Origin of the sequence: Porcipelethomonas sp. (genome assembly GCF_051893655.1) — a bacterium.
GTDB lineage: Bacteria > Bacillota > Clostridia > Oscillospirales > Ruminococcaceae > Porcipelethomonas.
Genome location: NZ_JBJFHN010000059.1, coordinates 8,748 through 14,515 on the forward strand (window position 1 = coordinate 8,748; position 5,768 = coordinate 14,515).

Genomic DNA, 5,768 nt, shown 5'->3' on the forward strand with positions numbered 1-5,768 from the left:
TTTGAAAAAGGCTGGGCGAAAACTTTCAGACGTGGCTTTCTTTTATGGGTTCATTTAAATAAGGCTAGACAGCTTGCTTTTTTCAAAAAAAGTAAGGGGTTGAAATAAAAAAAAGACTGTGTTATAATAAAAAGGTGTCAGGACATATATTTAAAATAAAAAGGATTAGAGGAAAGTGACATATTCAAGAGAAAAAACTGTATGCTTTACCGGTCACCGTCCGGAAAAGCTGCCGGGATACGGCGAAGTTGAAAATCAGGTGCTGAGAGTAATAAAAAGTATGCTTTACTTTCAGATATATCAGGCTGCGGAAAACGGCTACAAGTATTTTATTTCGGGACTTGCAAGGGGTGTTGACCTCTGGGCTGCGGAATATGTTTATGATATAAAAAATCGCTTTCCCGATATTAAGCTTATATGCGCTAAGCCTTTTGTGGCTCATGGCGAAAGCTTTAAGGGAGATGATTTGTGGTGCCTTTCAAATATACTGGAAAAGGCAGACGAAATAGTATGTGTTTCTGAGGAGTACTCAAGAGACTGCTATAAGCTCAGAAATCAGTATATGGTTGACAGGTCATCAAAGCTTATTGCTGTTGTGGATGACTATAAAAGCGGTACGGGACAGACTATAAACTATGCCCGCAAAAAAGGGCTTGAAATAAATATAATCAATGTAAAGGATTATGTTGCAGCCAGCAGCGGAAAAAACAACGGCAGGAAAAACGGACTCATTTATCTTGACTGATTTGTTGAAAAATACTATTGACAGCTTAAACTGTCCGTGGGCAGAAAGACTTTCAACATTTTCAACACAGTTTTCAACAATTTGTATATTAACGGTTTAAAAATGTATGAACATAAAGAAAATCCTGTAAATACGGGACTTTAAAAAAGGAGTTATTCAAATGAAAAGAAAAAAATCAGGAAGCGTTGCAATTCCGTTTTTGCTGACTTTCTTAATCTCACTTATTATAATCGGCGGTATTGCAATGGTTATTTACGATAAAATCAACAGTGACGATTCTTCACTTATTACAATGACCAATGAGGCGGGTACTCTCTCAGCGGAGGACAATCATACGATTCTTCTGATTCTGGATCTGAGTGATACTCTTGATATGCCTGAAGATTATTACGGTGATGATGAATATTATGAAGACGAGTATTACGAAGACGAATATTATTATGATGATGAAGAAGAAGAAACCTATGACTGGGAGGTTGACGAAACATACACGAAGGAAACTTATCCTGAACCATATACATTTATTGTAATGAGATCACAGCCTGTTGACAAGAAAATTACATTTATGGGAATTCAGTCGGATATGCTTGCCGGAGAAGATAATAAACCTGTTGAGGATATTTATTTAAATGACGGGGATTCAGAAGTCAGAAACTCTCTTGAATATACTCTGGGAATACAAATCGACAGATATATGACCTTTGACTCGGAAAGCTTCAAAAAAGCATGCAATATTTTGGGCGGAGTAACATTTGCTGTTCCTAAGGGAATAAGCGGACTCCCTGAATCTGACGGGGAACAGTATCTTTCGCCGGAACAGATGGAAAAAATTATAAGCTTCGGCGGTTATGCCGGAGGAGAAACTCAGCGTATTTCAACAGCTTCTTCTCTTATTACAGCTATGATAAACCAGACAAGCGGAAAAAGAATTTCAGAAAATCTTGACAATAACTTTGAAACTATTATAAATATGGTGGACAGCGATATTTCTGCAGTTGATTATAATAACAGAAAATATGCAATAAAATTTATGCTTAAATACAGTGATCCTGATGACAGTGAATCCCGTTCCACAAGGGCACAGTTTGTAACTCCTTACGGATCTCAGAAGGAAGACGGTTTTATTGTTGATAATTATTTTACTGAGGATATAAAAGCGTATTTTGACGAATATGACCCGAATAACGAAAATAAAGTACAGGAAGAAAATACAGATTCGGAGAACAGTGAAAATGAATAATATATTTGATTCACACGGACATTATACTGAATCTGCCTTTGATGCGGACAGAAAGGAACTTCTTGAAAGTCTGCCGGAAAAAGGCGTCAGAAATATTGTAACAGTTGCGGCATCTCTGGAGGACTGTCCGAAAATTCTTCAGATGGTGTCGGAATATGATTATATTTACGGAGCATTGGGCGTTCATCCGGAAGCTGCTGACTATACTCCGGAGGATTTTATTCAAAAGCTTGAGGAGTATATAAAATCCTCAGAAAAAATAAAGGCTCTGGGAGAAATCGGACTTGACTATCATTATGAAAATTATTCAAAAGACAAACAGATCTGTCTTTTTAAAAGACAGCTGGAGCTTGCAAAAAAGCTTGATATGCCGGTTATAATCCATTCCAGAAATGCAGCAGCTGATACTATGGAAATCTTAAGGGAATATAAGCCAAAGGGCGTTGTTCATTGCTTCAGCGGCAGCGAGGAAACCGCAAAAGAAGTTATTTCACTGGGTATGTATATAAGCTTTACCGGAGTTTTAACTTTTAAAAATGCTAAAAAAGCCTGTAAGGCACTGGAAGAAGTTCCTCTGGACAGGCTTATGCTTGAAACTGACTGTCCATATATGGCGCCTGAACCTTTCAGAGGTCAGCGCTGCGACAGCAGTATGATCGATAAAATTGCCCTTAAGGCCGGAGAAATAAAAGGAAAAACTGCTCAGGAAATGCTTGATATAACCTGTGAAAACGCTTTGAAATTCTTCGGGATAAAATCGGAGGAAAATCTGAAATTTGAAGCGTCACATTAAATTAATTGTAATTATTGGTACAATACTTGTAATTGTATATATTTTTATAGTTTTATGGTACAATGGAATAGTATGGCCGAATACACCTTCAAAAAAAGAATATCCTGTGAGAGGAGTCGATGTTTCCTCATATCAGGGGGAAATCGACTGGAATGTCCTTGAGGATCAGAATATTGATTTTGCATTTATCAAAGCAACTGAAGGCAGCGGATATGCTGACAGCTATTTCAAATCCAATTTTGAAAATGCTTCACTGACTGATATCAGAATCGGTGCGTATCATTTTTTCAGCTTTGACAGTTCCGGAAAAACTCAGGCTGAAAATTTTATAAATACTGTCCCGAAAACTGATAATATGCTGCCGCCTGTAATCGACCTTGAATATTATGGGGAATATGGGGTAAATCCTCCGGACAGTGATGAAACAAGAAAAAATCTTCAGTGCATGTCGGACATGCTTTGCGATTATTACGGTATGAAGCCTATAATATATGTGACTGATGTTACATATGAAAGGTATATAAAGGGGTATTTTCAGGAAAATGATATATGGTACAGAAGCATCTGGAAAAAAGCTATGCTTTCAGATAAAAGAAAATGGACATTCTGGCAGTACTGCAACAGGGGACGCCTTGACGGATATGAGGGCGCAGAGCAGTATATTGACCTGAACGTCTTCAGCGGAAGCAGAACGGAATTTGAAAATTATCCTGATAAAAGTTAAAAGCAACAGGAAAGACTTGACATAATAGTGTAAATATTATAAAATATTCAAAGGAAAAAAGAAAGAAAATGAATGGAGAATGATATGGCGAAAAAATTCTCACTTGGCTTAACTGATATTATAGCCGAGCATAAGGGACAGTTAAAAAAAATTTGGATGCTTGCAGTCAATGACCTTGTGAAGAAGTACAAGGGCGCTGTTATGGGACCCCTGTGGGCAATTATTAAACCTACATTCACCCTTTTTATACTTTGGTTCGCTTTTACCGTCGGAATCAGAGGCTCAGGTATGGTAAGCGGGTATCCACGATTTATTTTTATGCTTTCAGGATATATACCGTGGTTTTTTATCAGCGAGGTAATAGTCGGCGGTTCACGGTCTATAAGACAGAACAGTCAGTTTGTTACAAAACTTTCTTTTCCAGTTTCAAATATTATGACATTCTGTATGTTGTCCTCACTTATAATACATCTGGGTATGTGTGTGATAATGTATATTATCCTTATCTGTAACGGATACGGACCGTCTGTATATAATTTACAGATTTTCTATTATATGCCGCTTATGTTTTTGTTTTTCCTGGTACTTTCCTGGGCAACTGCACCTTTAAGCGCATTCAGCCGTGATTTTGAAAACCTTATAAATTCTTTAATTACCGGACTTTTCTGGCTTTCAGGAATATTCTGGGATACTTATGATGTAAGTAACCCGATTTTAAAAAGACTTATGTATTTTAATCCTATAAATTATTTTATAAATGGATACAGAAAGACTTTTCTTTATGATATATCAATATTTGATAAGAATTACACAACTGAATTAGTAGTGTTTTATGCTGAATTTATTCTGCTGATTTTTATCGGATCTCATTTTTATAAAAAACTCAGAAAAATTCTTCCGGATATTCTTTAAAAGGAGAGCGTATTTTATGAGTGAAACTGTTATAAAATTTGACCATGTAAGCAAGGAATATTTTCTGTATAAAAACGAAAAGGCTCGTTTTAAGGCGATCTTTACCAACAACAAGGGAGTAAAGCGTCATCAGGCATTGAAAGATATAAGCTTTGAAATTCATGAAGGCGAATCTGTAGGTATTATCGGCAGAAATGGTGCCGGAAAATCTACTTTGCTTAAAATGATTACCGGAGTATCATTTGCTACTGCCGGAGAAATTACTGTAAAAGGAAAGGTTGCTGCTCTTCTGGAGCTTACTGCCGGATTCTCAGCAGATATGACAGGCAGAGAAAATATTTATTTAAAATGCTATCTTCTGGGACTTGATAAAAGTGAAATAAAAGTTATAGAAGAAAATATAATAGAATTTGCATGCTTGGGAGAATATATAGATCAGCCGGTAAGAACTTATTCAAGCGGAATGAAAATGCGTCTTGGATTTGCAATTAATATCAATATCAGACCTGATATTCTGGTTATTGACGAAGCGTTAAGCGTAGGGGACGCAGAATTCAGAAAAAAGTGTGAAGCCAAAATAAAGGAACTGAGAAATTCCGGAATTACAGTCTTGTTTGTAAGCCATTCTATGAATGCTATTAATGAAACCTGTGACAGGGCAATTTATCTGTCCGGCGGTAAAATTGAGTATGACGGAAATGTTAAGGAAGCTTTTGAAAAGTATAATAAGAAAAAGTAACCTACTTTTTTGAAAAAAAAGTAGGCAAAAAACTTTCAGACGTGGTTTTCTTTTATTCGTTCTCTTGCATTAGGCTCGACCATTTACTAAATGGAAGCCTGAGGAAAAATTTGAAAAAAAGCAGGTAAAAAACTTTCAGACGTGGCTTTCTTTTATTCGTTCTCTTGCATTAGGCTCGACCATTTACTAAATGGAAACATGAGGAAAAATATGAAAAAAGTAAGATAAAGGCTTTTAGATGTGATTTTCTTTTTATGAAAATAAGCAACACTAATTTTCGATGTTTTAAACAAAACAAGCTCGAAAACTTGTTTAAAATGACGAATTTCAAAAAACCTATTGACATTTTGAAAATAACAGTGTATAATAATAAAGCTGTTTGACGAGAAAGCAGTGAACTGGAACGAACGAGGCGTAACTCAGTTTGGTAGAGTGCTTGGTTTGGGACCAAGATGCCGCAGGTTCGAGTCCTGTCGCCTCGACCAGTTTTTTGAAAAAATAAAAAAAGTGCTTGACAAGTACATTTTTTTATGATATAATATATAAGCATTCTTAATGATGCTGGTGTAGCTCAGTTGGTAGAGCAGCTGATTTGTAATCAGCAGGTCGGGGGTT

The 5,768-nt window shown here is 36.3% G+C and carries 6 protein-coding genes and 1 tRNA gene; all 7 read left to right on the top strand.

Translation table 11 applies throughout. The features are described 5' to 3' along the window. The first annotated feature begins 175 nt into the window (after window positions 1-175). The 7 genes from ACI4WO_RS03425 to ACI4WO_RS03455 all read left to right on the top strand — a co-directional run bounded on the left by ACI4WO_RS03425 (window position 176) and on the right by ACI4WO_RS03455 (window position 5,638). On the top strand, window positions 176-745 hold the full coding sequence (locus ACI4WO_RS03425) for an SLOG family protein (RefSeq protein WP_439806157.1): 570 nt from the start codon (window positions 176-178) through the stop codon (window positions 743-745). A 160-nt stretch (window positions 746-905) separates the two neighbouring features. Beyond that, window positions 906-1,985 (top strand): LCP family glycopolymer transferase, encoded by a 1,080-nt coding sequence (locus ACI4WO_RS03430; RefSeq protein WP_439806158.1) that lies wholly within the window; start codon window positions 906-908, stop codon window positions 1,983-1,985. Beyond that, the gene (locus ACI4WO_RS03435) at window positions 1,978-2,778 is read left to right on the top strand and encodes a TatD family hydrolase (RefSeq protein ID WP_439806159.1); all 801 of its coding nucleotides are present in this window, start codon (window positions 1,978-1,980) and stop codon (window positions 2,776-2,778) included. Before ACI4WO_RS03430 ends, ACI4WO_RS03435 begins: the two co-directional genes overlap by 8 nt. Further along, window positions 2,762-3,502 carry a GH25 family lysozyme gene (locus tag ACI4WO_RS03440; RefSeq protein WP_439806160.1) on the top strand — a complete coding sequence of 247 codons (741 nt, stop codon included), beginning with the start codon at window positions 2,762-2,764 and terminating at the stop codon, window positions 3,500-3,502. The genes ACI4WO_RS03435 and ACI4WO_RS03440 overlap by 17 nt, the downstream gene beginning before the upstream one ends. 84 nt (window positions 3,503-3,586) lie before the next feature. Continuing rightward, window positions 3,587-4,414 carry an ABC transporter permease gene (locus tag ACI4WO_RS03445; RefSeq protein WP_439806161.1) on the top strand — a complete coding sequence of 276 codons (828 nt, stop codon included), beginning with the start codon at window positions 3,587-3,589 and terminating at the stop codon, window positions 4,412-4,414. 16 nt (window positions 4,415-4,430) lie between these two features. Then, window positions 4,431-5,153: an ABC transporter ATP-binding protein gene (locus tag ACI4WO_RS03450; RefSeq protein ID WP_439806162.1), complete on the top strand. Its 723-nt coding sequence runs from the start codon at window positions 4,431-4,433 to the stop codon at window positions 5,151-5,153. Window positions 5,154-5,561: 408 nt separating this feature from the next. Beyond that, a tRNA-Pro gene (locus ACI4WO_RS03455) sits at window positions 5,562-5,638 on the top strand. The last annotated feature ends 130 nt before the right edge of the window (window positions 5,639-5,768 follow it).